Source organism: Streptomyces sp. NPDC001843, from assembly GCF_042891955.1.
In the GTDB taxonomy this organism is placed as follows: domain Bacteria; phylum Actinomycetota; class Actinomycetes; order Streptomycetales; family Streptomycetaceae; genus Streptomyces.
Map to the genome: position 1 here is coordinate 359,221 of NZ_JBIATQ010000004.1, position 24,232 is coordinate 383,452.

Annotated in this window: 20 protein-coding genes; 5 read left to right on the top strand and 15 right to left on the bottom strand. The window is 72.8% G+C overall.

The genetic code is table 11. The features are described 5' to 3' along the window. Positions 1 to 33: 33 nt before the first annotated feature. The 8 genes from ACFYZQ_RS13070 to ACFYZQ_RS13105 form a co-directional block, all read right to left on the bottom strand. The gene (locus ACFYZQ_RS13070) at positions 34 to 5,055 is read right to left on the bottom strand and encodes a hypothetical protein (RefSeq protein ID WP_389145640.1); all 5,022 of its coding nucleotides are present in this window, start codon (positions 5,053 to 5,055) and stop codon (positions 34 to 36) included. Continuing rightward, the gene (locus ACFYZQ_RS13075; protein ID WP_389145643.1) at positions 5,052 to 5,906 is read right to left on the bottom strand and encodes a DUF4132 domain-containing protein; all 855 of its coding nucleotides are present in this window, start codon (positions 5,904 to 5,906) and stop codon (positions 5,052 to 5,054) included. The genes ACFYZQ_RS13070 and ACFYZQ_RS13075 overlap by 4 nt, the downstream gene beginning before the upstream one ends. Positions 5,907 to 5,985: 79 nt before the next feature. Then, entirely contained in the window at positions 5,986 to 7,242 is a 1,257-nt protein-coding gene (locus ACFYZQ_RS13080; RefSeq protein ID WP_389145645.1) for a glucarate dehydratase family protein, read from the bottom strand. Beyond that, positions 7,239 to 8,141 carry a 5-dehydro-4-deoxyglucarate dehydratase gene (locus tag ACFYZQ_RS13085; protein WP_389145648.1) on the bottom strand — a complete coding sequence of 301 codons (903 nt, stop codon included), beginning with the start codon at positions 8,139 to 8,141 and terminating at the stop codon, positions 7,239 to 7,241. Before ACFYZQ_RS13085 ends, ACFYZQ_RS13080 begins: the two co-directional genes overlap by 4 nt. A gap of 24 nt (positions 8,142 to 8,165) precedes the next feature. Then, positions 8,166 to 9,119: a carbohydrate ABC transporter permease gene (locus ACFYZQ_RS13090; RefSeq protein ID WP_389145650.1), complete on the bottom strand. Its 954-nt coding sequence runs from the start codon at positions 9,117 to 9,119 to the stop codon at positions 8,166 to 8,168. After that, positions 9,116 to 10,021 (bottom strand): carbohydrate ABC transporter permease, encoded by a 906-nt coding sequence (locus tag ACFYZQ_RS13095; RefSeq protein ID WP_389145653.1) that lies wholly within the window; start codon positions 10,019 to 10,021, stop codon positions 9,116 to 9,118. Before ACFYZQ_RS13095 ends, ACFYZQ_RS13090 begins: the two co-directional genes overlap by 4 nt. Then, positions 10,018 to 11,352, bottom strand: a complete 1,335-nt coding sequence (locus ACFYZQ_RS13100) for an ABC transporter substrate-binding protein (RefSeq protein WP_389145656.1) — start codon at positions 11,350 to 11,352, stop codon at positions 10,018 to 10,020. The genes ACFYZQ_RS13095 and ACFYZQ_RS13100 overlap by 4 nt, the downstream gene beginning before the upstream one ends. 212 nt (positions 11,353 to 11,564) lie before the next feature. Next, positions 11,565 to 11,960 (bottom strand): DUF5997 family protein, encoded by a 396-nt coding sequence (locus tag ACFYZQ_RS13105; RefSeq protein ID WP_389145659.1) that lies wholly within the window; start codon positions 11,958 to 11,960, stop codon positions 11,565 to 11,567. A 58-nt stretch (positions 11,961 to 12,018) separates the two neighbouring features. Here ACFYZQ_RS13105 and ACFYZQ_RS13110 point away from each other — a divergent pair, with 58 nt between their 5' ends. Next, entirely contained in the window at positions 12,019 to 12,780 is a 762-nt protein-coding gene (locus tag ACFYZQ_RS13110; RefSeq protein ID WP_389145661.1) for a LysR family substrate-binding domain-containing protein, read from the top strand. 50 nt (positions 12,781 to 12,830) lie between these two features. Here the strand turns inward: ACFYZQ_RS13110 and ACFYZQ_RS13115 are convergent, their stop codons facing one another. The 3 genes from ACFYZQ_RS13115 to ACFYZQ_RS13125 form a co-directional block, all read right to left on the bottom strand. After that, complete coding sequence (locus ACFYZQ_RS13115) at positions 12,831 to 14,249, bottom strand: DHA2 family efflux MFS transporter permease subunit (protein WP_389145664.1); 1,419 nt, start codon at positions 14,247 to 14,249, stop codon at positions 12,831 to 12,833. Between the two features lie 193 nt (positions 14,250 to 14,442). Further along, positions 14,443 to 14,571 (bottom strand): hypothetical protein, encoded by a 129-nt coding sequence (locus ACFYZQ_RS13120; RefSeq protein WP_389145667.1) that lies wholly within the window; start codon positions 14,569 to 14,571, stop codon positions 14,443 to 14,445. Between the two features lie 27 nt (positions 14,572 to 14,598). Next, positions 14,599 to 15,087, bottom strand: a complete 489-nt coding sequence (locus ACFYZQ_RS13125) for an Lrp/AsnC family transcriptional regulator (protein ID WP_389145670.1) — start codon at positions 15,085 to 15,087, stop codon at positions 14,599 to 14,601. Positions 15,088 to 15,316: 229 nt separating this feature from the next. Between ACFYZQ_RS13125 and ACFYZQ_RS13130 the strand changes: the two genes are divergently transcribed. Together ACFYZQ_RS13130 and ACFYZQ_RS13135 are read left to right on the top strand one after the other, a co-directional pair. Further along, a complete protein-coding gene (locus ACFYZQ_RS13130) occupies positions 15,317 to 16,807 on the top strand; it encodes an FUSC family protein (RefSeq protein WP_389145672.1) in 1,491 nt (496 codons plus the stop codon). Between the two features lie 114 nt (positions 16,808 to 16,921). Next, positions 16,922 to 17,986 carry a lactonase family protein gene (locus ACFYZQ_RS13135; protein ID WP_389145675.1) on the top strand — a complete coding sequence of 355 codons (1,065 nt, stop codon included), beginning with the start codon at positions 16,922 to 16,924 and terminating at the stop codon, positions 17,984 to 17,986. A gap of 112 nt (positions 17,987 to 18,098) precedes the next feature. On the opposite strand, the gene ACFYZQ_RS13140 is transcribed toward ACFYZQ_RS13135, so the two are convergent. Both ACFYZQ_RS13140 and ACFYZQ_RS13145 read right to left on the bottom strand, forming a co-directional pair. Continuing rightward, entirely contained in the window at positions 18,099 to 19,022 is a 924-nt protein-coding gene (locus ACFYZQ_RS13140) for a sirohydrochlorin chelatase (RefSeq protein WP_389145678.1), read from the bottom strand. A 153-nt stretch (positions 19,023 to 19,175) separates the two neighbouring features. After that, positions 19,176 to 20,162, bottom strand: coding sequence for an N-acetylglucosamine kinase (locus tag ACFYZQ_RS13145; protein ID WP_389145680.1), 987 nt, complete (start codon positions 20,160 to 20,162; stop codon positions 19,176 to 19,178). 221 nt (positions 20,163 to 20,383) lie between these two features. On the opposite strand from ACFYZQ_RS13145, the gene ACFYZQ_RS13150 reads away from it, so the two are divergent. Further along, entirely contained in the window at positions 20,384 to 21,061 is a 678-nt protein-coding gene (locus tag ACFYZQ_RS13150; RefSeq protein ID WP_389145683.1) for a uracil-DNA glycosylase, read from the top strand. Between the two features lie 156 nt (positions 21,062 to 21,217). Here the strand turns inward: ACFYZQ_RS13150 and ACFYZQ_RS13155 are convergent, their stop codons facing one another. Next, on the bottom strand, positions 21,218 to 22,303 hold the full coding sequence (locus ACFYZQ_RS13155) for a WD40/YVTN/BNR-like repeat-containing protein (RefSeq protein WP_389145685.1): 1,086 nt from the start codon (positions 22,301 to 22,303) through the stop codon (positions 21,218 to 21,220). 284 nt (positions 22,304 to 22,587) lie between these two features. Here ACFYZQ_RS13155 and ACFYZQ_RS13160 point away from each other — a divergent pair, with 284 nt between their 5' ends. Beyond that, a complete protein-coding gene (locus ACFYZQ_RS13160) occupies positions 22,588 to 23,163 on the top strand; it encodes a hypothetical protein (RefSeq protein WP_389145688.1) in 576 nt (191 codons plus the stop codon). Positions 23,164 to 23,287: 124 nt separating this feature from the next. On the opposite strand, the gene ACFYZQ_RS13165 is transcribed toward ACFYZQ_RS13160, so the two are convergent. Then, on the bottom strand, positions 23,288 to 24,094 hold the full coding sequence (locus ACFYZQ_RS13165) for a pectate lyase (RefSeq protein WP_389145691.1): 807 nt from the start codon (positions 24,092 to 24,094) through the stop codon (positions 23,288 to 23,290). Between the last annotated feature and the right edge of the window lie 138 nt (positions 24,095 to 24,232).

The following is a 24,232-nucleotide window of genomic DNA, read 5'->3' on the forward strand; positions in this document are numbered from 1 at the left end:
GCGCGGTGGGCGTCGGCTGCTCGCCAGGGGCGCTCATCGGCGGCGCCCCCTGCGCGTGGCCCGCGTGGTGAGCTCCTCGTAGGCGGGGGCGTCGCCCTCGCGCACCCGGTCCCAGGCGCGGGCGAACAGCGCGGGCACCGGGAGCAACGGCACGGCACGGTGATGCCGGGGGACCGGGTACAGCCCTTCCTTCCAGGTCTCCACCGGCAGCGCCGGGGACTTCAGGTCGTACCAGCCGCACGGCAGGAACAGGGTCCGCCCGGCACGCGGGCGCTTGGCCTCGACGACCAGGCCGGTGGCGGCCAGTTCGGCACGGGCCTTCTTCAGCCGGGCGGGCTTCCACCCGGTCCAGCGGGCGCAGTTGCGGTCCGTCGGGTCGGGCAGGGCCAGCAGCTGCAGGTAGAGCGCCGCCGCGTCCTCTCCCAGGCCGTGCGCGGCGGCCACGTCGACGACCAGCGCGGGAACGCTGACGGCCGGATCCTGGGCGTGGCCGACCGGCCCGTCGGCGTCGCCGCCGGCTGCGACGGCCAGGGCGAGTTCGTCGCCGAGGACCGTCCGCAGGGCCCGCAGGCCCTCGCCGCGCGCGGGCCCGACCAGGCCTTCGAGGAGCGGCAGGACGTCGTCGTCCGGGCCGGTCAGCGCGGCCGGGCGGACCAGGACGCACTCGCTGTCGCCGTACCAGGGCCGCAGGACGAGCGCCTCGCCGACCCGGGTCCGCCCGTGGGCGTCCGCGCCGCCGGTGGCGGGCAACCCGTACGCCTTGCGGAGCTCGACGGCGGTCGTACCGCCCTTCTCGGCCCAGGCGACGTCCAGGTCGAGCAGCAGCTCGGGATCGGTGAGCCGGCGGCGCAGCGCGGCCAGACCGTCCGGCAGGGCGACACGCAGCGGGTGCCCGTACGGCAGCCAGTAGGCGAGCGCGGCCAGGGCCGTGACGGCGCCGGTCAGCTCGTGGCGGCCGGGGACCGCGGCCGGGTCCGCCCAGACGAGGTCGCCGTCCTTGTCGGGCCGCAGGACCGTGGTGCGGCTCAGCCACGGTGTGCGCCCCGGGTTGAGCACCTGCTCGGCGGCACCGGCGCCCACCGGAAGCTCGGCGGCGAGCTCCTCGGTGAGGCGTACGAGCGAGCCGTGGCGCTCGGCCCACACCCGGCCCGCGGCTCCGATGTCCGGGCCCGATACCCACAGGTCTGCCGGGTCCCCGGGCATCAGGGCGGCGACGAGCGACTTGCGGCCGACCACGCCGAGTGAGGCCAGCATGCGGTTGCCGAAGTCGACCTGGCGCGATTTCAGCCCGATCGTGGCGAACACCTCCGCGCCCGGATGATCCGGCAGTCCGGCGAGCAGCACGGTGGCCTGCACGGGACCCAGTCCGTCACGTGTCTCCGCGGCGAGCGCGGCCGGGGCCTCCGGCCGCCAGGGCACGGCGCCCTTGTCCCGGATCAGCCGGGTGAGCGTGGCCAGCCGGTCGGCGGAGATCTCCGGCGTGTGCCCGGTCTCCCGGTCCAGGGTGAAGTGGGCCACGGCACCGAACGCGCCGGCCGGGTCGTGGTCGAGGGCCAGCCAGTTGACGCGTTCGCGCTGGACGTCGATGCTCTGGCAGCCGAGGATCACGACCGTGCGGCCCGCCCTGCGCAGCACCTGACCGACCCGCTCCTGCTTGTCGTGCGGTTCGCTCAGCACGATCTCGCGGAGCGTGTCCCCGGAAGCGGTGACGAGCGGCCCCTCGGTCAACGCTTCGAACAGCAGGAGCAGTGCCTCGCGCTCGGTGTCGGGCAGGGCGGCGGAGGCGGCTCGGTAGGAGAGCGGCCGCAGCACGGACAGCAGGTTCGTCCACACCATGCCTATGCCGGGAATCGTGTGCTCATCGGTGTGCCAGCCGTCGCCGAGCGCAGCGATCCGCTCACGGTCCGGCAGCGGTTTGCCGTCCGCGGGCCTGCCGGACAGCACGTGGTTCACGGAACGGATCTGACGCAGCGTGCTCCACCGCTGGCCGCCCCACCACGAGCCCAGGTGGGCCAGTCCGGCGGAGGCCGTGGACAGTGCGCGGTCGTCACCGAGTTCGGGACCGTAGTCGGCGAACATGCCCTCGGTCCGCCGGCGGTCCGGCCGCGGCCGCTCCACGGGCGGTGCCGCGAAGGCGGCGGCCGACTCGGCGATCCGCAGTGCCGTACGCACGAGCGCGGCCACGCCGATGAGCATCCGCTCGTCGGCAACGCCGGGCAGGGCGCGGGACACGGCACGCCGGGCCACCACGTCGGCGGTCGGCACGGCGGGCTTGGTGCCGGCGGCGTCGGTGGACGACCTGGAACCTCCCGCCCGGGCCACCTGCTCCAGCCGCTCGGCCAGTGCCTCTGCCGTCACGCGCAGTACCTCGGCCGTCTGTTCGTCCGTCAGGGCGCGCAGCACGGCCGACGACAGCTCGTCGCGGGGCCGCAGGGCGTGCCAGAAAGCGACCGGCGGCACGAACCGGGTGCCGGCGGCGTACTCTCCGCCCTGCTCGTGCAGGGTCACCCGGCCGAGCACCCCGGCGGCGGAGGTGTCCTCGCCGGCGTACAGGAACACCGTCCGATGGCCTTGCCCGACGACGGGCTCGGCGCCGCCGGGCAGCCGCAGCGCGCCGAGCGGCACCCGCCGCCACCCCTGCTCGACGGGCAGGCTGACGGTCCGGCCGTCGGGGGTGCCCGCGGTCGTCACCTCCTCGGCGCCCTTTCCCTCCGTGCGCACCCAGCGGCCGAGGACCGTGCCGTCGGTGCCGAACGGGCTGTTCTCCAGGCCAGGTTGCAGCGGCAGTACCTCGCAGTCCTCGGGCAGCAGAGAGGCGTCCTCGCGGATGCCGGACCGCAGGAACGCGGGCAGCGAGGCGCGGCCATGGGTACCGGTGGCCGGGTCGTACTCGAGCCACACCGTCTGCCTGCCCTGTCTGCCCTGCCGCCAGTACGTCGTGCCGTCGCCGATGACGGCGCGGCCGGCCGGCAGGACGGTGTCCCCGGCGTGCAGCGTGCGGCCTCCGGTGGCCCGGCCCCCGCCGGGCAGCGGGATCGAGGGGGTGGCGGTGTCGTGGACGGACCAGTAGCCGGGGAGCTGCTCGCCGGCGAGCGGGAACACCTCGGACGGCCGCGACGACCAGTAGCCGGACTGCTTGCTGCCCTGCCGCCACATCACCAGCAGCTCGCCGTCGGTGTACCGGAACCTGGGGCGCTGCCAGCGGTCGAGGTCGTCGGGCAGGCGCAGTTCGTGCTCGAGCAGGATCCCCTCGGGACCGACGACGACCGCCTTGTGCTTGCGGGCGAGGATCAGCGCGGGCCAGGCCTCGGTGACGGTGAGCGTGTTGTCCTCCCCCTTCCTGGGCTTGCCGTCGAGCAGCCGCAGCCCCTCCTCCAGGGCGGGCCAGCCCAGCTCGTCCAGGATGCCCGCGCGCAGCGTACGGCCGAGCAGCGGGGCGACCGCGTGCCGCGCGATCCGGGCGACGGCTTCGGGCGCGGTCCGGAGAGCGACCGAACGGAAGGGGCGCAGCCGATCGAGGGCGGTGCGGGCGCCGGGCAGGCCCACGGCGCGGGTGAACTCCCCGGCCCCCTCGTCCAGCCACTCGCGCAGGACGTCACCGAGCACGGGATGGGCGGCGAGGGCGGCCAGCACCTCGGGAGTGACCTGCTGTCCGTTCCCCAGCGTGCCGATGGCCCGGTGCAGCAGGCGCCGCAGCCGCGGGTCCGCCGCGGTGGCGACCAGATCACGCCGGCCCGGCAGCGCGGAGTCGGGCAGCCAGCGCTCCAGGGCCAGGTACACGTTCACTTCGGCGTCGGGCACGGCGAGCGGAACGCCCTGCGCCGCGCACAGGTCCAGCAGGTCGAGGTCGGCACCGGCGTGCCAGCGGCCGCTGAACAGGTCGACGGGCCGCCCGGCGGCGCGCAGCCTCGGCGCCATCCGCCGGGCGAGCGCCAGTGTGGCCGGTGAACGCCGGGTGTAAGCGCTGCCGTGCTTGCGGTGCAGCGCCCAACGGCCCAGCCAGTCGGCGGCGTCGACACCGGGCCCCGTGCCGTCGCCCTCCTCGTCCTCTCCGGTCAGCAGCCGGTCCGCGCCGCACTCCGCCAGCAGCGTGAGCCAGAACTCGTCGTCCTCGACCTCCCGGCCGAGCCCCGCCGGCATGATCTCCAGCAGCCGGGCCCGGACCGCCGGCCGCTGCTCGGCGAGGACCGGCAGGGTGGCGCGGTAGGCGGTCCAGAAGGAGGCAGGGGCGCGCACGGCGGCGGGCGAGGCGAGCAGGTCGGCGAGGAGGGCGCACTCCTCCGTCACCCGGTCCAGGCCGGCCGCCTTGATCAGACCGCGTGCGTCCTGCGGCAGGGAGGCGTACGGCGGCATCCCGGCCGCGCAGCGCTCCACGGTCAGCTGCCGGAACTGCGCCCACGCCGCGGCCGGGTCGAGCCGTCGCGCGAGATCCTTCACATGCTCCTTGAGCGCCTTGACCGTCAGGGCCCCGGCGAAGGCGAACTCCAGGAACACCGCCCGCTGCCGCTCCTCGTCGACCGTCAGCGCGTGCACCCGCTCGGCCTCGCGGGCCTTGCCGAAGAACGCGGCGGCGTAGGTGGTGTTCTCGTGCTGCAGGAAGACCCGGGCGGCCTGCTCGTAGAAGGTCGGCAGGAAGTGCGGCACGGCCCGACCGAGCCGCACGCCGAGCGCCTCGAAGCCGTCCTTGGCGTTGCCGGGGCGGGACTTGGCCTGGCGGGCGAGCCGCTCGACGTCCTTGACCAGGGCCAGGGCGTGGTGCCCGTTCGCCGGGTCGTTGACCAGCGCCCAGGCGGGGAAGCCCAGGGTCTCCCGGCGCACCTGGCCGACCTCGGGCGTCTCCGCCTCCCGGGTCAGACCGAGGAACTCCAGCGCGAGGTCCTCCGCCTCGCCGAGGGTGCCCGGCACCAGCCGGACCACCTGACGGTCGTCCAGGGCGGAGTGGGTGTAGGTGCGGACGGTGAGGGTGTCGGCGTCCTCGCGGGCGGTGCTGCCCGGGGGCAGGACGGCGCCGGAGTCCAGCAGCGCGGCGATGGTGGTCTCTTCGTACGTGGTCATGCCGCCCGCTCCTCGTCCTCGATGTCGCGTCCGGCGTACAGCGCGGCCGCCATGCGCATGCCCTCCGACCAGGCCACCGGGCCGACCTGACCGAGCTTCAGCGCCCGGCCGGCGGTGTCGGTCCACATCAGCGGCCCGGTCTCGGTCTCCTCGTAGCCGTCGTAGTCGCCGACCCACACCCGGGCCTCGATACCGCGGCCGTCCTCCAGCACGGAGTACACGGAGTTGCCGCCACGCACGCGGTAGCCCAGCTGGGTCGCCCTGCCGTGCAGGAAGCGCAGTTCCTTGAACGAGCCGCCCGCGTAGTCCTCGACCTGAGTGCTGTCGGCGTCGACGGCGGCGGGGCGGCGGAACACCTCGCGGAAGAGCTGCTGGGCCCGCTGCTCCACGCCGAGTTCCACGGCGAACTCCCGCAGCTCCTCCAGGTCCTCGAGGAGCACCGGGTGCGGGATACGTACGAGGCCGGGGGCCACGCGCACGGTGTCGCCGTCGAGGTCGACCAGACCGAGGCCGCGCTCGCCGTCGGCGTCCCGCAGGAAGCCCGCGACCGCGCCGTCCGCGTCGGTGACCACGAGGTCGCGCAGGGCGGACCGCCAGGCCGGGTCCGGCCACACCCGGGCGATGACGGCGAGGGGCACCGGAAGCGAGCGGACCATCCACCGCTCGACGTCGGCCAGGCACTGGCGCTCGTGCCGCTCCAGCCACTCGGCGAGCTGCCGCAGCCCCACCACCGACGGATCGTCGGCGAGCTTCGCGGGGACGGACTTCAGCCGCCGCCCCGACGCGTTGCGGCACACCACCTTTCCGCCGTCCAGGGCGACCTCGTAGTCGCCCGCCTGCACCCACCCCATGCGTGCCTCCCCGCACCACCGTGATCAAGTGACGGGAACTCTAGGGCAGGCCACTGACAACGCCCGACGGGCGGGGGAGTCACCAGCGCGGCAGCCGCAGCTCGTACTCGGGGTGGATCCGGCGCATGTACCCGGTGTCGTCGCGGCTGCGCACACCGGAGTCCACATACAGCCGGTGCAGCCGGTGCAGGGCGTCGTGGTCGAGCTCCACCCCGAGGCCCGGACCGGTGGGGACCCGGACCGCTCCGTCGCGCAGTTCCAGCACACCCGGGACGATCACGTCGTCGGCCGAGTTCCACGGGTAGTGCGTGTCGCAGGAGTGGTCGAGACGGGGGATCGCCGCGGCGACATGGGTCATGGCGGCCAGGCTGATGCCCAGGTGCGAGTTGGAGTGCATCGACAGGGCGATGCCGAACGCCTCGCACACGGCGGCCAGTTCGCGGGTGCGGCGCAGCCCGCCCCAGTAGTGGTGGTCGGTGAGCAGTACCTGCACCGCGTCCTGCTCGACCGCGGGCCTGAGGTGCTCCCATGCGATCACGCACATGTTGGTGGCGAGCGGCAGCGGGGACTGGCGCGCGACCTCCGCCATACCGCCGATTCCCCGGGTCGGGTCCTCCAGGTACTCGAGGACGCCGTCGAGTTCGCGGGCCACGTACCCCGACGTCTCCACCGTCCAGGCGGTGTTGGGGTCCAGGCGCAGCGGCTGCCCCGGGAAGGCTGCGGCCAGCGCCCTGATCGCGGCGATCTCCTCGTCGGGCGGGAAGACACCGCCCTTCAGTTTGAACGAGCGGAAACCGTACCGCTGTTGCATGAGCCGGGCCTGCTCGACGATCCCGGTGGGGTCGAGCGCCTCGCCCCAGTCGTCGCGGACGGCCGGGCGGCCGTCGAGGGCCGGGTGTTCACCCCACTTGTAGAAGAGGTACGCGGCGAAGGGCACCGACTCGCGGACGGTGCCGCCGAGCAGATCGCTGACCGGGCGTCCGAGAAGCCTGCCCTGCGCGTCCAGACAGGCCACCTCGACGGCCGAGGTGGTCCAGCCGCGTTCGTGGGAGCTGGGTACCGTGGGCAGCAGGGCGGTGTCGATCGCGGCGGCGACGGCGGTCGTGTCGAAGACGTCCATGCCTACGACGGTCTTCGCGGCGGTCCGCAGCCGCTCCAGGCGGGCCTCGCCGCCCGGGGACTCGCCGAGGCCCACCGTGCCGTCCTCCAGCACCAGTTGGAGGATGATGCGCAGCGCAAGCGGCTCGTGCACACCGTTGGAATTGAGCAGCGGCGGATCGCGGAAGGCGATCGGGGTGATGATCAGTTCGCGGATGCGGGTCGCCTCGGTGGTCATGCACGCACCACCTCCAGTCCACGGTCGATGAGTTCGGCGAGCCGGGCGACGTGCTCGGGGGTGGGGTCGAGCAGGGGTGCCCGTACACCGCCGACGTCGAGTCCGCGGAGGGTCACTCCGGCCTTGACCAGGGAGACGGTGTATCCGGGTACCTCGTCGCGGAGTTCGACGAGAGGGCCGTAGAACTCGTCGAGGAGTGTCTGCACCAGGGCTGTCCGGTTCTCCTCCAGGGCCCGGTGGAACGCCAGGGCGATCTCGGGCGCGAACGCGAAGACCGCGGAGGAGTACAGCTCGACGCCGATGCCGCGGTAGGCGGGCGCGGTCATCTCGGCGGTGGGCAGGCCGTTGAAGAACTGGAAGTCCTCGCGTACGGCCCGCACGGCACGGACGACACGGTGCATCCGCTCGATGTCGCCGATGCCGTCCTTGAGGCCGACCACACCGGGCAGTGCGGCGACCCGGGCTGCCGTGGACGCGGTGAGCCGGGCGGTGCCCCGCTGGTAGAAGACGACCGGCAGGCGGGTCGCGGCGGTGACCTCCTCCACATACCGCAGCAGGCCTTCCTGCGGCGCGCTCACCAGACAGGGCGGCAGCAGCAGGATGCCTTCCGCGCCCGCCCGTTCGACGCGTACGGCCTGGTCGCGGGCGACCGGGGGCGGGCCGCCCGCGGCGGCCAGGACCGGGACCCGGCCGGCGGTCGTCGTGACCGCCACCCGGGTGGCCCGTTCGATCTCCTCGGGCGTCAGTGCGTGGAACTCACCGGTGCCGCAGGCGACGAACACGCCGCCCGCCCCGGCGACGACCCCGGACTCGATGTGCCGGGCCAGCCGTTCCTCGTCCAGCGAGCCGTCCGCGGTGAACGGCGTGACCGGGAAGAACAGCACTCCTTGGAACTTCATGTCTCCCTCGTACAAGTGGGGTGCTCAGCCCTTGGTGGCGCCGGCCGCGATGCCGGTGACCAGCGAGCGCTGGAGGAGCAGGTAGACGATCAGGCTGGGGACGAGCGCGATGACCGCACCGGCCAGCACCACCCCGGAACCGACCTGCGGGTCGGTGCGCAGGATGGACAGGGCGACGGTGACCGTGTAGTCGGTGGGGTCCTTGGCGGCGATCAGGGGGAGCAGGTACTGGTCCCAGATCATGATGAAGCCGAGCACGCCGGCCACGCCGAGCGCGGGCTTGCACAGCGGCAGGACGACCTGCCACAGCAGCCGCAGTTCGCCGACGCCGTCGAGCCGGGCCGCCTCCTCGATCTCGGCGGGGATGTCCTTCATGAACTCGGTCAGCAGCATCACCGAGAAGCCCCAGGCGCCTAGCGGCAGGATCACCGCCCAGACGGTTCCCTTCAGGTCCACGCCGACGACCGGGACATGCCCGAGGACCAGGGACAACGGGATGGCGATGACCTCCTCGGGAAGCATCATCGTCAGCATGAACAGGGTGAGCACCAGGGCCTGCCCGCGGAACCGGTGCCGGGCCAGGGCGTAGGCGGCGAGCACCGACACGACCAGCTGGAGCAGCAGCGCGCCGCCCGCGATGACCAGCGAGTTGCCGAAGTAGTCCCAGATGCCCCGCTCGCCCGCCACCCGCATATTCAGCAGGGTCGGGTGGTGCGGGAGGAACGACAGGGAAGAGCCGCTGGGCTTGGTGCTCAGGGCACCGGACAGGATCGTCAGGAACGGCGCCGCGAAGACCGCCAGGGCGATCACGCAGAGCAGGATCCTCAAGGCCCAGGCCGGCCCCGGCCTGTCGCTCCAGCCGAGGGCGGTGTCGAAGCGGGCCGGAGTGGCGCGGGTCTGCCTGCCGCCTTGCTTCGCGGGGGCGGCGGTGACCTCGCCGGACGGGGCGTGGACGGGTTCGAGGGCGGGGGCGCTCATCGTACGTCTCCCCTCTCGCGGAAGTAGTTGACCATCACGGTGAGCAGCAGCGTCACGCAGAGCAGGACCACGGAGGCCGCCGAGGCGCCGCCGATGTCGTTGCGGGAGAAGCCGAGGGTGTAGGCGCGGGTCATCCAGACGTCGGTGGCGCCGGCCGGGCCGCCGTAGGTGAGGACGTACACCTCGGTGAACACGCGCAGTCCGCGGATCGCGGCGAGGGTGAGGACGATGCTCATGGCGGGCCGGATCGCGGGCAGGGTCACGTGCCGCAGCCGCTGCCACAGCGAGACACCGTCCATCGCGGCGGCCTCGTACAGGGTGCGGTCCACCCCGGCCAGTCCGGCGAGGATGATCACCATGTTGTAGGGGGCGGCCATCCAGATGCCCATGACCATCGTCGACCACAGGGCCGTGTCCGGGTTGTCGAGGAACGGAACCGGGCCGATGCCCAGCAGGCCGAGGGCGTGGTTGATCAGGCCGTCGGAGGTCGGGTAGTACATCAGCCGCCACAGCTCGCCGACCACCGCGGTCGCGGTGACGACCGGCAGGAAGACGGCGGTCCGTATGATCCGCAGCGAACGGGCCTGGCCCTCGAGCAGCAGGGCGAGGGCGAAGCCGACGACGATGGCGCCCAGCGACTGCCCGATGCCGAGCACCATCGTGTGGCCGATGGCGTCCTGGAAGCGGTGGTCGCTCAGCACCCGGGTGTAGTTGCCGAGGCCGACCCACTTGTCGCCGAGGAAGGGCCGCACCTTGAAGAAGCTGAGCCAGACGCCCTTGCCCATCGGCAGGAACTTGAAGACGAGGGCGAGCAGCAGTCCGGGGGCGAGGAACAGCCAGGGGAGGACGGCTTTACGGCCAAGCCCTCTGCGCCGGGCGGGCGTGGTGACGGTAGCGGTCATTTCAACAGGTCCTGGTCCTTGAGGTCACCGGCGAGGGTGTCGTTCAGTTCCTTCAGGCCGGAGCGGACGTCACTGCCGCAGTACGTGAACAGTGCGTTGAGGCTGTCGGCCGTGTCCTGCTTGATCGGGGCGAAGTCGGGGGCGTTGGGGAACTGCTCGGAGGCGGTCTCGTACGCCTTCTGCACGACGCTCCAGCGCTTGTCGCCGGTCACCCTGGCCGCGTCCAGCGTGGTGTTGGTGGGGATGCGGACGACGGGCTGGTGGCCGCCGACGCTGGTCATGGCGATCCTCTGGCCCTCGGGCGAGATCAGGAACGCGGCAAGTGCCTTTTCCTGCTTCGCCTTTCCGCTCTTGGCGCCGAAGTAGACGTTCTCGCCCTCGGCCAGCACGTCCGGGCTCGCCGGACCCGCGGGGGCGGGCACGACCTCGTACTTCTTCTTGCCGAGCATCCCGTCGAAGCTGGTGATGTTGTACGGGCCGGTCATGTACATACCGGCGTTGCCGTCCTGGAAGTTGGTGGCGGTGCCGGTGACGGCGGTGACGGCGCCCGGCTGGACGACACCCTTGACGCCGCAGAAGAGGTTGTCCTTCATCCAGGTGACGGTGCGCACGGCGGCTGCCGAGTCCATGGCGGGACGGTAGCCGCCCTTGCCGTCCGGCTCGATGATCTTCGCGCCGCCCTGCCACAGGAAGCTCGAACCCCACCAGGCGGCGTAGCCGTTCTGCGCACTGGCCGGCGCGACGATGCCGTAGGTGTCCTTCTTGCCGTCCCCGTCCGGGTCGCGAGTGGCGAAGGCCTTGGCCACGTCGATCATCTGCTGCCAGGTCCTCGGTGCCTTCAGACCGAGTTTGCTCAGCCAGTCCTTGCGGATCATCAGGGTCATCGCCTGGCGGGAGTACGGGATGCCGTAGTGCTTGCCGTCCCGGCCCACGGTGGACGCCCACGACTGTCCGCTGATCTGGCCGTGCCCCGGGACGGAACCGGGGACGATCGGCTTCAGCAGGCCCTGGCTCTGGTAACTGCCCATCAGAGCCGTGTCGTTGATCATGACGTCTGGCAGGTCCTTGGTGGACGCCCGCGCCTGGAGTTGCTGGTCGAAGTTCATGACCGGCTGGTAGTCGATCTTGATACCGGTCTTCTTGGTGAACGCCGCGAAGACCCGGTCGTAGGTGACGGCGGAGTCCGGGTCGCTCCGGGTCCACACCTCGAGCGTGTTCGGATCCCCGGACCCGGCTTCGGTGGAATCGGAGCCGCAGGCGGCCGCCCCGAACATCAGACCCACAGCGGTGAGTGCGGCGGCCGGGCGGTGACTTCGTCGGTGAACCCCCATGGGCACCTCCGTTCATGTGCCACTCTGTTCACGTTGATGAACGAGCTTCACGCATCTAAATGATCGGCCAAGCTACGGATCGTTTCGTTCGTATGTCAAGACATGGATATGAGGTTTCACGCGGGGTCCACAGACAGCACGACGCCCCCACCGCCGGGAATCGGCGACGGGGGCGTCGGTGTCGGGGGGAGCCGAAGTGCTCGGCCCCGGTCTCAGGGGTGAGAGCGCTCGGCGCGCTCGGCGTTCTTCTTCTTGATCCGCGCCGTCTCCTTGCGGACTTCCGCCTGGGTGGCGCGCTCCTTCTCCAGCCACTCGGGGCCGGCCTGCTTCAGTGCCTCGATCTGGTCGGTGGTGAGCGCCTCGGTCACACCGCCGCGCGCGAGGCCCGCGATGGACACGCCCAGCTTCGCCGCGACTACCGGACGGGGGTGCGGGCCGGTGCGTCGCAGCTCCCGCAGCCACTCGGGCGGGTTGGCCTGGAGCTCGCCCAGCTCGGCCCGCGTGACCACACCCTCCTGGAACTCGGCGGGGGTGGCGGGGAGGTACACACCCAGCTTCTTCGCCGCGGTGGCGGGCTTCATCGTCTGGGTGTTCGCTTGCGACTTCATGAGGACAAGGGTATCGGCCGGTTTCGGGAGGTCCGAACACGGCCGATACCCTGGCGGCGTGACAGGCTCGCAGGAATCACCGTCGTTCCGGCTCGCGTACGTCCCCGGAGTGACGCCCGCCAAATGGGTGCGGATCTGGAACGAACGTTTGCCGGACATCCCGCTCACCCTCCTCCAGGTGACGGCCGCCGAGGCCCCCGGCGTACTGCGGGCGGGAGAGGCGGATGCCGGCTTCGTACGGCTGCCCGTGGACCGTACGTTCTTCAGCGCGATCCCTCTCTACACCGAGACCTCGGTGGTCGTGGTCCCCAAGGACCACCTGATCACGGCGGCCGAAGAGGTGTCCCTCGACGACCTCGCCGACGAGGTCCTCTTCCATCCCCTCGATGACGTGTTCGACTGGGCCGGCCCGCCCGGGGAGCCCGCCTTCGAGCGCCCCGCGACGACGGCGGACGCCGTCGAACTCGTCGCCGCCGGCGTCGGGCTCCTCGTCGTCCCCCAGTCGCTGGCCCGTCTGCACCACCGTCGCGACCTCACCTACCGGCCGGTCGTGGACGCCCCCCAGTCGAGCGTCGCCCTGTCCTGGCCGGAGGAGGCCACCACCGACCTGGTCGAGGACTTCATCGGCATCGTCCGCGGCCGCACTGTCAACAGCACGCGCGGCCGCACCGCCCAGCCCGAGACCCAGCCGGGCCGCAAGCGCCCCGACGCCGCCGCCCGGCAGAAGCCCGCAGCGGGCAGGACGAGCGGCCGTGATCCGAGGAGCCGCTCCGTCGGCGCCAAAAGCACCAAGCGGGGGAAGCCGCGACGCCGGTCATGACCGGGACCGCGGTCCGGGCCGGGTACTGACCTGCCCGGCCCCGCACGGGATCACTCCCGAAGATCCGCCACCGCCAGCCCCAGCGCCATCAGCACGAACAGCAGAGCGGTACCCAGGCCGAGCTGGAGCGCCGCGGGAACGTGGCCGTGGCCGGCGAGGTGGGCGAAGTACACGGCCCCGACGGCGGCGATCCCGGCCGCCGAGCCGATCCGCTGACCGGTCTGCAGTACGCCCCCGGCGGCCCCGGCACGGCGGACCGGGACACGGCCGAGGGTGAGCGTGGTGTTCGGGGAGACGGTCAGCCCCGACCCGATCCCGGCGACGAGCAGGGGCAGCGCCGCCGCCCACGCCACCCCCCGGCCCGGCGCGAACTGCACGGCCACGACGGCCCCGAGCAGTCCCACTGCCACACCGCACAGACCGTGAACCACCAGCATGCGCCCGTACCGCAGGACCAGCCGGCCCCCGGCCAGGGCGCCGGCAGCCGAACCGACCGCGAACGGCGTCGCCGCCGCCCCGGCCGCGAGCGCGCCGTAGCCCAGGCTGTTCTGCAGGAACAGCGTGTAGACGAAGAAGACCGAGGTGAACCCGGCGAAGTACAGGAAGCTCACCAGCGCGCCGAGCGAGAACGACCGCCGTCTGAACAGCCGCAGGTCCACCAGCGGCCCCCGCCGCAGCCGCAACTGCCGCCGTTCCCACGCCCAGAACGCCAACAGGAGGACCGCGGCCACGGGAACCAGCGCCCACTTGCGCCGCCCGGGCCACTGCTGTTCCTGCACGAGCGGCAGCATCAGCACGAGCGCACCGGTCCCCAGCAGCAGCACACCGGGCAGGTCGAGCCCCTCCCGCGGGCCCTCCCGCGCAGGGGAGCGGGGCAGCAGTCGCAGCGCCGCCGCGAACACCGCCACGCCGATCGGCAGGTTGATGTAGAACACCCAGCGCCAGCCGTCGTCGCCGCCGGACGCCTGGATCAGCAGGCCTCCCGCCAGCGGGCCGACGGCTGTCGCGACGGCGACGACACTGCCGTACATGCCGAACGCCCGCGCCCGCTCACGGCCCTGGAACATCTGCTGGATCAGCCCCGAACTCTGCGGCGCGATCAGACCACCCGCCGCGCCCTGGAGCAGCCGGAACACCACCAGCCCCCCGGCGGCCGAGGCGAGTCCGCAGGCTGCCGAGGCCAGCGTGAACAGCGCCACCCCGACGAGGAAGGTCTCCCTGCGGCTGCGCAGATCACCCAGCCGGCCCGCCGGCACCAGGGACAGCCCGTACGTCAGCGCGTAGCCGGAGGCCACCCACGACAGGTCGGCCTGCGCGGCGCCCAGGCCACGCTGCATCGACGGCAGGGCAACGTTCACGATCGACGTGTCCATCACCGTCATGAACCCGCCGGTGAGACACACCCCGAGCGCGCGCCACCGTCGCTCGTCGACGATGGGCACGGACGACCGTGCCTGCAGTGTGGTCATGGGGCCACGCTGGCATGCGCCGCCGTCCGCCGCACGGGGAGCGCCGCCGGGCGGTGGTGCCCCGCCGCACTCACCAGGTGTCCACGCCCCCCGCTGCTCCGGCCACTCACCGCACCCGTCCAGCGCCGCGAGGATCCACTCCCGGGACTGCGCGGGATCGATCACCGCGTCGATCTCCCGCGCGGTCGCCGCGTCACCGCCCGCCCCTGCTCGTCCCCTCGACGTACACCGCGACCGCACGCAGGCCCAGTTCCGCCGCGTCCCGGCAGGACCCGTACGGCGCTCTCCCCCGGTCGGCGACAGGCACCGCGGCGGCGCCCATGGACCCCTCCTCGACGGCCGGTACGGTTCAGCCGGTCATACCCCCGCGGGCGGCCCTGCCCACCGACTCCACCAGCGGCAGCAGCCGGTGCGGAACGCGTTCGCGCAGGGCCACCTCCGTGCGGGTGCGCACCACACCGGGCAGACTGATCAGCTTCTGGATCACGTCCTCCAGATGCTCGTTGTCCCGCGCCACGACCCGGGTCAGCAGATCCCCGCCGCCCGTGATCGAGAAGGCCTCCACGATCTCCGGCACGGCGGCCAGCGCGTCCCCGACGTCGTCAAGGTGGCCCTGGGTGACCTCGATGTGCACGAACGCCAGCACCGGGTGGCCGAGCGCGGCGGGGGAGAGCGAGGGGCCTGTGCCGGTGATCACGCCGTCCCGCTCCAGACGGTCCAGGCGGGCCTGGAGCGTGCCGCGGGCCACACCGAGGATGCGGGCGTACTCGCGCACGCTGGTGCGCGGCTGCTCCAGCAGCAGCCGCAGGATGCGGGTGTCGAGTTCGTCCACGGTCATGACGTACGACTGTACCAATGGCTCACCGGAGCCCGGTCGGCGTGTACCGCACGACCTGGCCCGTTGGCCTTTCGACGGATGCTCGGGCAGCTGTGGTGCTGTGCCATTGGATCAGCCTTGCGGGCAAGACTTGAGCCAGTGACCCAGTTGATGCTCTCATGTACGCGTCGATGGCGCTGCGGATCCCCGCGGCGCCTTTTGTGTGCCGGAGTGCAAGGGGTGGGAAGCGGTGCTGAAGAGGGTGTTCGTGGCCTCGGACCCGGGACGGCTGCGGCTCAGGTTCGCCGCACGGGCCGTGCTCGGGATCGGGTCGGCGGTCACGGTGTGCGGGCTCGCCGGGCATTCCCTCGTGGGCGCCGTCACCGGCGGGCTGGCCGCCCTGCTCGCCCTGTTCACCGTCACCGACGCCACCGTGCGGGGGCAGGCGGTCACGACCGCGCTGCTGCCCGTGGTCGGGCTGCCGGTGCTCGCCGCGGCGGCCGAGCTGCACGACCACCCGGTGGCCCGGGACCTCGCCTTCCTGGCCGTGGTCGGCGCGGGCGTGTACGCGCGCCGCTGGGGGCCGCGCGGCCACAGCCTCGGCGTGTTCGCCTTCATGACCTTCTTCGTGGCCCAGTTCCTGCACGCCACCCCGGCACTGCTGCCCGAGCTGTACGCCGCCGTCCTGCTCTCCCTGCTCACCGCGGCGGCGGTGCGCTTCGGACTGTGGTGCTACGAGCGGCGGCTGCCGCCTGCCCCGGCACCGGCCGTGCCCGGCGGCAGCGGACTGGCCCGCGTGACCACCCGGCAGGCGGTCCAGGCGACCGCCGGCTCCGCCTTCGCGCTCGTCGTGGGCCAACTGGTGTCCGGGCAGCGGTGGTACTGGGCCGTCGGCGCCACCTGGTGGATCTTCGTGAACACCGCCTCGCGTGGCGAGACGCTGGTCCGCGGCTTCCGCCGGATCCTCGGCACGGTCATCGGCATCGCCCTGGGTCTGCCGGTCGTCGTCCCGCTGCACGGGGCGCCGCTCGCCACGGCCGTCCTCGTCGCCGCGTCGGTCTTCGGCATCTTCTACACCGCCGCCGTGTCCTACACCTGGATGATGCTCTGGGTGACGCTGCTCGCCGAGTCCCTCTACGGCCTCCTCGGCGTGCTCCATCCCGGCCTGCTCGCGCTGCGCCTGACCGAGACCGCAGTGGGCGCCCTCGGGGCCGTCCTGGCCGTGCTGGTGGTGCTGCCCGTCACCACGCACACCACCACCGACGCCTGGATCCAGCGCGCCCTGCGCTGCGTGCACGCCTGCACCGCCGAGGCCGCCGCCCGCCTCGCGGGCCGGCGGACGGCGGATCCCGCGCGCCGCGTGACCGAACTGGAGCAGCTGCTCGGCCGGGTACGGCTCTCCGTCGCCCCGCTCGTGCACCCCCTCAATCCCGCCCTCGGCCGCAAGCGGCGTGCCCGCCGGGTGCTCGCCCTCCTCGACGACTGCGCCCGCGAGATCCGGGGCCTGGCGGCGGTCGCCGCCGACCCGGACGCCTCCCACGACGCCCGTCTGGCCGCCGCCTGCCGACGGGTGGAGGCCGCGGTCGAGGCGCTCACCGAGGGCGGCACCCGTCACCTCACCCACCTCGCCGAACCGCCCACCGGGCCGGCCCTGGCCCACATCCACGGCGTGGAACGCGCCCTGGCCGAACTGGCGGAGCCCCTGCGGACCCCGCCGCGGGCAGGACTGGCCGGAGTCTGAGGGGGCACTCCGCGGGACGGGGGCCGCGGAGCGCCCCCTCCGGGCGCCGCGCCAGGGACCTCCGCCCTGGTCTAGACCGCCCGTGATCGACTGCTACCGTCGGGCCGAGCGAGCATGCACGGGCGCGGCGAGGAAGGGGCGGCAGTGACAGAGAACGGCACGCGGCGGCGCAGGGCGTTCATCGGGTCGTTCACGGCGGCGGGCGGGCCCGGGGTCGTCATGGCGGCGGTTCATCCCCACAGCGGTGCGCTGAGCCTGCTCGGCAGTGCCGACGGCGTTCCCGACCCGTCGTACCTGGCCCTCTCACCCGGCGGGGACACGCTCTACGCGGTCAGCGAGACCGCCGAGGGCGCGGTGGCCGCCTACCGGGTGCACGGCGACCGGCCGGAGCTCGCGGGCCCCCCGGTGCCGGTCGGCGGCAGCGGACCCACGCACCTCAGCCTCCACGACGGGCACGTCCTGACCGCCAACTACGGCTCGGGCAGCGTCACCGCCGTACCCCTGCGTGCCGACGGCACCCTCGCGTCCGCGCCGTCCGGCCGCCTCCAGCACACCGGGTCCGGCCCGCACGAGAAACGTCAGCGCGGGCCGCACGCCCACCAGGTGCAGCCCGCCCCCGGCGGCCGCTGGGCCGTCAGCGTCGACCTGGGGACGGATTCGGTCCGGGTGTGCACCCTCCGGCAGGGCACCCCCGCGCTGCACCGGGAGTTCGCGCTGCGCCCCGGCTCCGGCCCCCGCCACCTGGCCTTTCATCCGGACGGCCGATACGCCTACGTCGTCAACGAACTCACCCCGACCGTCACCGTGTGCCGTTGGGACGGTGACAGCGGCTCCCTGCAGCCGCTGGTCGAGACCCAGGTCCTCCCGGACGTCCCGGCCGGCGACGCCTACCCGTCGGGCATCGTCGTCTCGCCCGACGGCCGCCACGTCTGGATCGCCACCCGCGGCGAGGACGTGCTGTCCGCGTTCGCCGTCGAGGGCGAGATCCTGCGCCTGATCGGGACCGTGCCCTGCGGCGGCGACTGGCCGCGCGCCCTGGCCGAGTCCCGGGGCGTCCTCTACGCGGCCAACGAACGCTCCGGGAACGTCACCTGGTTCACGATCGACCAGACGACCGGAATGCCACGTTACGAAGGGTCCGTGGACGTGCCCGCCGCGTCCTGCGTGGTCCTCGACTGAACCGGCCCCGCCCGGACACGGTGAAAGGCCCGCACCTCGGCGAGGAGCGGGCCTTCGGTCACGTTGCCGCAGGGACCAGCGGTGGTCCGCAGGTCCCCGTGGCGGCGACGCCTCAGCGGACCGGCGTGCCCTGCGGCTGCGGCGGGGCGATCCCCAGGGCCGTCGTGTACTTGGCCAGTGCCAGCTTGCCGATCGCCGGGTAGGCGCCCAGCGGCTCCGCGATGGCGCAGCCCGCCTCCGCCGCGGCCTCGTGCAGCAGACCGGCGTCGATCTCCGGCCCGACGAGGTACGGCGCGAGCGCCAGGTTCTGCGAGCCCGAGGAACGCAGCTGGTCGGCGACGGAGGCGATCGAGCCCTCCTGGTCCAGGGCCGCCGCCATCACCGGCACGGCGAGCCGCGCGGCGAGCAGCATGCCGGTGATCCCGGCCGCCTGCACGGCCTCGTCACCGCCGATGGAGGCCAGGACGATGCCGTCCGCGGCGGTCGCCACGGTGAACAGCCGGGCCCGGTCGGCGCGAGCCAGGCCCGCCTCGGACAGGCGCACGTGCAGCGCCTCGGCGAGCAGCGGGTGCGGGCCGAGGACATCGGTCAGCTCGGCCGCGACCCGGCTTTCCATGAGGGCCTGCCGGACCTGGCGCAGCAGCGCGCTGTCCGGGCCCGCCAGCAGCGGGACGACGACGGCGACCGGGCCGTCGGGCTCCTTGACGTCGACACCCGCGGCCACGGCCTGCTCGTAACGGGCCGTGCGCTCGTCGGCGGCACGGGCGAGCACGGACTTCAGTGTCGGGAACTCCGCGTCGTCCCCGTCCAGGTAGCCGATCCGGGCGTCCAGACCGGGCAACTCGGAGCGGGCGATGCTCACGACCTCGTCGGCGAGACTGCGCGTGGCGGCGCTGGGCGTGCCGGGCACCGCGAGGACGAGCGCGGGCGCGCCCTCGGGAGCCACCAGCGGTTCAGGGCGGCGGTGCCGTCCGGGCTGGCGGGGTCGCGGCATTCGTACTGGCAGGCCGGACGCGGGCCCAGTGGGGGAGCTCATGGCGCCGCATGTTACTGGTTTCCTGGGCTTCTCTGTTCGGGGAGGGTGCAGGTGAGCGGTATCCGTCCGGTTTTGTCTGATGGGTTACGGACGGATCGGAAGTGAACCCTTCACCTTTCGGGCACTTTCCGGACACTTCATCCGCCGGAGGAGTCAATCCGCTTTTGTGGCGACCACGTACAACAACGCCTCGTCTCCCGGCAGGGTGAGCTGCCCGACCGCCAGCTCGGCCGCGAGCCGCATCGCGCCCTGCAGCGGGTCTCCTGCGGCCGGGACATGACGCGCGTGCGGCAGCCGGCGTGCCAACTCCTCACCCAGCGGCTCCAGGAGCGGGGCGCCCAGCCCGACCAGCCCTCCGGTCACGGCCACCTGGGGCGCCCCGGTGGGCGGGCAGACGGCGACGGCCGACTCGGCCATGTGCCGGGCCGCCGCACGCAGGATCCCGGCCGCGACCGGATCGTCCTCGGCGCAGGCGGCCACCCGGGGTGCGAAGGAGGCCAGCACCGCGGCACGGTCCGCACGCGGGTAGAGCAGGCCGGGCAGCCCGCGCACCGGGCCGAACTGCCGCTCGGCGTCCGCCAGCAGGGAGACGGAGCCGCCGTCGCGCCCGTCGTGGGCGCGCAACGCCGCCTCCAGACCCGCACGGCCGATCCAGGCGCCGCTGCCGCAGTCGCCCAGCAGATGCCCCCAGCCGTCCGCCCGCCGCCAGCTCGCCAGATCGGTGCCGAGCGCGATCAGCCCGGTGCCCGCGGCGACGACGGCCCCGGCCCGCGGCCCCAGCGCGCCCACATAGGCGGTGACCGCGTCGGCGGTGAGCGCGACGGCCCGCACCCCGAGCTCCCGGGCCAGTGCGCCCGGCAGATCCGTCCGCAGCGCACCGCCCAGGGAGGCGAACCCGGCGGCTGCGACGACGGCCGTCTCCAGGCCGCTGACCCCGGTCCGTGCCATCAGCGCCCGGGCCGTGGGCACGAGTTGCTCCATGAGGTGTCCGGGGTCGATCCCCCGCGCACCGGTACGGACGGGCTCCCGCGACTCCTGTTGCGCGGACGGACCGCCTCCGGGCACCCCCACGGCGACCCGCAGGCCGGAGCCCCCCGAATCGACGGCCAGGAAGCCCGGCCCGGCTCCCTCACGGGTCACGGCAGGCACCGGTCCACCGGCTGTCCCGCATGCTGGTTCAGCAGGTCATCGGCCCGGCCGAGGGTGTCCCGGCCCCGCAGGATGGACATCAGTGGCTTCTCCGCTCCTTCCCGGTGACCGGAAAGGCCCGGTGACCGGAAAGGGTAGTGTCGGGAGCGGCGGCCGTGCGTGAGGGCTTCGTTTGTGCCGGGGGGCGGCGCGTACCAGTAGAGTGACGCGCCGTGGCACCACGACCCTTGCACGAACTTGTCGAAGCAGGCTGGGCGAAGGCTCTTGAACCTGTGGCCGAACGCATCGCGACCATGGGGGACTTCCTCCGGGCCGAGATAGCGGCGGGCCGGACCTATCTTCCATCGGGAGCGAACGTCCTGCGGGCCTTCCAGCAGCCCTTCGACGAGGTCCGCGTGCTGATCGTGGGTCAGGACCCCTACCCCACACCGGGAATGGCCATCGGGTTGAGTTTCGCGGTCTCGCCCGAGGTGCGCTCGTTGCCGGGAAGTCTGGAGAACATCTTCCGGGAGATGCACTCCGACCTCGGGCTGCCCAGGCCGTCGAACGGCGATCTGACGCCGTGGACGCGGCAGGGCGTGCTGCTGCTCAACAGGGCGTTGACGACGGCCCCGCGCAAGCCGGGCGCACACCGGGGCAAGGGCTGGGAGGAGGTCACGGAGCAGGCGATCCGGGCGCTGGCCGCGCGCGGCAAACCGCTGGTGTCCATCCTCTGGGGGCGTGACGCACGTAATCTGCGGCCGCTGCTGGGGGATCTTCCGGCGATCGAGTCCGCGCACCCCTCCCCGATGTCGGCGGACCGCGGCTTCTTCGGCTCGCGCCCGTTCAGCCGGGCCAACGACCTGCTGCTGGGGCAGGGTGCGCAGCCGGTGGACTGGCGACTGCCGTAGCCCAGGGCGCGCCCGACGCCCCGACCCGCCCGCTGCGGCCGCCGGCGGAAGCACTGCACAGCCGCCGGCAGAGGCACTGCGCAACGGTGCCGGCCAGAGGCGAGCCCCGTACCCGTTGCCTGCCCCGGGCCTTGGATCCGGGGCGCGCCGAACACCTCAGCCCACGACCGCGGCGCGCACGCACAGCACGTCGGGCAGGTGGGACGCGAGCAGTTGCCAGCTGTCCCCGTCGTCGTCCGAGGCGTACACCTCGCCGTTGCGGTTGCCGAAGTACACGCCGGCCGGGTCCGCGTCGTCCGTGCAGAGCGCGTCGCGCAGCACCGTGCCGTAGTGGTCCTCCTGGGGGAGCCCAGCGGTCAGCGGTTCCCAGGTCTTGCCCGCGTCCGCCGTGCGGAAGACCCGGCAGCGGCGGTCGGCGGGCACCCGGTCCGCGTCGGCGTTGAGCGGGAAGACGTAGGCCGTGTCACCGCGGTGCGGGTGGGCGGCCACCGCGAAGCCGAAGGTGGACGGCAGGTCCGCGCCGATGTCCGTCCAGTGCCCGCCCGTGTCGTCGCTGCGATACACCCCCCAGTGGTTCTGCAGGTAGAGGCGGTCCGGGTTCACCGAGTCCTGGGCGATCTTGTGCACGCACTGGCCGAACTCCGGGTTCGGGTCCGGCAGGAACACCGCGGACACACCGGAGTTGGACGGCGTCCAGCTCGCGCAGCCGTCCGTGGTGCGGAACACTCCGGCGGTCGAGACCGCGACGGTCACCGCCCGCGGGTCGCGGTGATCGGTCACCACGGTGTGCAGACCCTCGCCGCCACCGCCCGGCACCCACTGCGAGCGGGTGGGGTGCTCCCACAGCGGGCGCACCAGCTCGAAGCTCTCCCCACGGTCCTCCGAGCGGTAGAGGGCGGCCGGTTCCGTGCCCGCGTACACCACATCCGGCTCCGCGGCGGCCGGATGCAGCTGCCAGACCCGCTCCAGTGAGGCGCCGGTGTCCTTGGGGAACCTGACGGCCGGCCGGGCCGGTTCCGTCCAGGTGCGGCCCAGGTCGTCGGAGTGGAACACCGACGGGCCCCAGTGCGCGCTGTCGCCCCCGGCCAGCAGCCGCGGGGTGCCGCCGCGGGTGTCCAGGGCGACCGAGTAGACCGCCTGTGCGTTGAAGCAGGGATCCTCGTCGAACTCCCAGGCGCCACCTCGCCGCCGCCCGATGAACAGGCCCTTTCGGGTGCCCACGGCGAGCAGTACCTCGGTCATGCCGATCACCTCCGGGACGTCTTTGTCACACGCAGTTCTCAGACAGGGGCCAGTCTGCACCCCCGCACTGACAGCCACCTCCGCAAGGGACGTTGTCGCAGGTCAGGCGGGTCGCGTCGATCTGTCGTGAAGAACGGTGCGGCGTCTTCCGGCCAGACGCCCGCGCGAAGCGGGCTCACGTGCGACCGTCGAGTGGGGGACTCGAGCTGAGCAACACGGGGGTGTCCCCCGTATGGGAAGGCGGCCGGGAAGGCGGCCGGTCTGTCCGTGCGCTCGTGAGGAGGATGCCTTTGAAGGCGTTCCGTGGTCCGAAGGTCTGGCTGTGGCGGTGGCGGCGCAACCCGCTCAAACGCCGTGCCGACATGATGGAGGCCTGGTTGGTGCTCGGCGTCTGGCTGCTCACCGTCCTGACCGGGGTGCTGTCGGGACTGGCGGCGGCCGGTTCCATCGAGCACGGGCTGGCCCGGGAGCGAGCCGAATGGCGTCCGGCCGTGGCCCGGGTCACCGAGAAGGCCCCCGGGAAGGCGAACAGCGGTGACCAGGTGTGGGCCGAGGTGCGCTGGAAAACGGCGGACGGCTCCTCGCACACCGGCCAGGCCCGCGTCGCACCCGGCAGCGGGGCGGGTGCCCCGGTCACGGTCTGGACCGACCCGCAGGGCAGCCTGGTCACCCGTCCCGCCTCGGTCTCCCAGGCCCATCTGCGCGCCGGCCTGATAGGCACCCTCGTCGGCGTCAGCGCCGCCGCCGTCCCCTTCGTCTCCGGCATGGCCCTGCGGGGACGCCTGGAACGCCGCCGCATGGCCGACTGGGACGCAGAGTGGGCCCGACTGGGCCCGCAGTGGGGGAGGACGACCGGCTGAGGAGCGGGGCCGTCACCACCGCGAAACGGCGCAGACGGGGGCGGTCGTACGAAGCGCCGTCGAGTGAGCCTCGTACGACCGCCGCAGGGGGGGCATCACCCGGGGGACCTGGGGACCTGGGGGACTACCTGTAGGTGATGTCTGAGGACGAGTACTTGCAGTACGTCCCGTCGGGGTCCGAGCCGTTCTTGGGCGGCTCCTTGCCCGTGTTGTTGCCGATGTACTTCTGGCAGGGAACGATCTTCTTGCCGGAGTCACCCACGACGGTGATCTTCTTCAGGGTCGCGCTGTCGCCGTAGTTGGTGTTGATCCCGACGAGAGCGCTGCCCTTGTAGGTCGCCTCGATGGTGTTGAGGTTGATGGTCCGCTTGTACTGCGTCTTGCAGTTGCCGCAGGAACGGACCAGCTTGCCGAAGTTCCGCACCGCGAAGTCCGAGACGTTGAGCGTTCCGGCGCCGTTGAACTGGAACACCTTGTCGCTGGCCTCCTTGGCGCCACCGCCGGAGACGGTGTACACGTTCGACGAGGAGGAGCCGAGGAACGTCGCCGCGTCCTCGCCGACGTCCTCCCACCAGACGTTCTGCAGCGTGCAACTGCCCAGGCAGTGGATGCCGTCCGCGGCGGGGGCGCCGATGATGACGTTCTTCAGGACGGCGCCGGGGGCCAGTTCGAGGATCGGGTCCTGGTCCTCGTTCTGGCCGCCGGTGCCCAGGTCCCCGCTGCCGTACAGCCGCTTCATCCCGTAGTCCTTGGTGCCCGAGACGGAGATGGTGGCGGTGACCGCCTGGCTGCCGTTGGGGGTGGGCCAGGTGGCGGCGCTCGCCGGAGTCAGCGTGCCTGCTGTCATGACCATGACAGCAGACAGTCCGACGGCGGCCAGTGTGCCGGTCAGGGCGCGCCTGCGGGCGCGCGGTCGTGCCGAAGAAGTCATGTCCCGATTCCCTTCTTCCTCGTGGTGTGGGGTGCCCAAGGAGCAGGTGCCCGGTGTCCTCGCCCACGTGGTCGTCGCTGAGGGTGGGCTCACGCCTGGGTCATGTTCTTGAACCTCGTGCATGCTATGGGACGCCGT